Below are 949 nucleotides of genomic sequence, written 5' to 3' on the forward strand. Positions count from 1 at the left end.
TGGTCGGCATACCCAGGCATCCAGAGCCTCACAAACCTGTTCAGGGGTGATTTTCATTGTTCAACCGCCCCGCACGCTTTGCCTTACGATATTCATCATAAACTTTGGGGTCGTACTGAAGTTCCCCGCCGGATGCCTCTTGCAGGCGCATCGCGCGACCTTCAGGAACCAGTTCCCCCCATGCAGCAATGCTTGCAAGCCTAACTCCTGCGGCATTGGCAAGCTTTGTTTTGCTGCCAAAAAACGCTATAGCATCAATTTTCAACATATCGAGCTCCTTAGATTTTCCTAAGGAAACTAGATCGTAGAGAAACCTAAGTCAAGAAAAATTAGAATTCCCTAATATGAAAAACGAAACCTTCGGTGCTCGCCTCTTACATAGGCGTAAAAAATTAAAACTGTCTCAGGCCGCATTAGGTAAGCTGGTCAAAGTGGCTCACGTAACAATTTCTCAATGGGAAAGAGATGAAACACAGCCGGCGGGGAAAAGATTATTCGCACTGAGCCAAGCGCTTCAGTGCTCACCGACTTGGCTTCTTTTTGGGGATGAAGATAAACAACCAGGCGAACCGATCCCGGATAATCAGCCAGCCCTTCTGACAGAAGATCAAAAAGAGTTACTTCAACTGTTCGACGCACTGCCTGAGTCAGAGCAAAAGGCCCTGTTGTCAGAGATGCGTGCTCGAGTTGAAAATTTCAACAAACTTTTTGAAGAACTACTCAAAGCTCGCAAAAGAAGCGCAAACAAATAACCCTCCCTTTTTTTCTCCACACCCTGTAATAAAAAGCACAAACTTTCAAACACTTGTGTTTTTCACATCAAAAAACTTAGGTTTTTCTACATAAAAATCTTGACCGCATATCTTAGGTTATTCTAAATTTTATTCATCAAGACACCGCACGGTGTTCTCAGCAAACAGTTCCGCTACCCCGGCGTTAAGGGGAAATG

Annotated in this window: 2 protein-coding genes; one reads left to right on the forward strand and one right to left on the reverse strand. The window is 44.9% G+C overall.

The features are described 5' to 3' along the window. Positions 1-40: 40 nt before the first annotated feature. Positions 41-268: a dicB transcriptional regulator DicC gene (locus tag EQY_RS0123815; RefSeq protein ID WP_000912290.1), complete on the reverse strand. Its 228-nt coding sequence runs from the start codon at positions 266-268 to the stop codon at positions 41-43. Positions 269-344: 76 nt separating this feature from the next. On the opposite strand from EQY_RS0123815, the gene EQY_RS0123820 reads away from it, so the two are divergent. Further along, a complete protein-coding gene (locus EQY_RS0123820) occupies positions 345-752 on the forward strand; it encodes a helix-turn-helix domain-containing protein (protein ID WP_000787425.1) in 408 nt (135 codons plus the stop codon). Positions 753-949: the final 197 nt, after the last annotated feature.

It is taken from the genome of Escherichia sp. TW14182 (assembly GCF_000208525.1).
GTDB lineage: Bacteria > Pseudomonadota > Gammaproteobacteria > Enterobacterales > Enterobacteriaceae > Escherichia > Escherichia ruysiae.

Coding starts and splice junctions, on each gene's coding strand:
- EQY_RS0123815 (WP_000912290.1), bottom strand. CDS start 268: ATGTTGAAAATTGATGCTATAGCGTTTTTTGGCAGCAAAACAAAGCTT.
- EQY_RS0123820 (WP_000787425.1), top strand. CDS start 345: ATGAAAAACGAAACCTTCGGTGCTCGCCTCTTACATAGGCGTAAAAAA.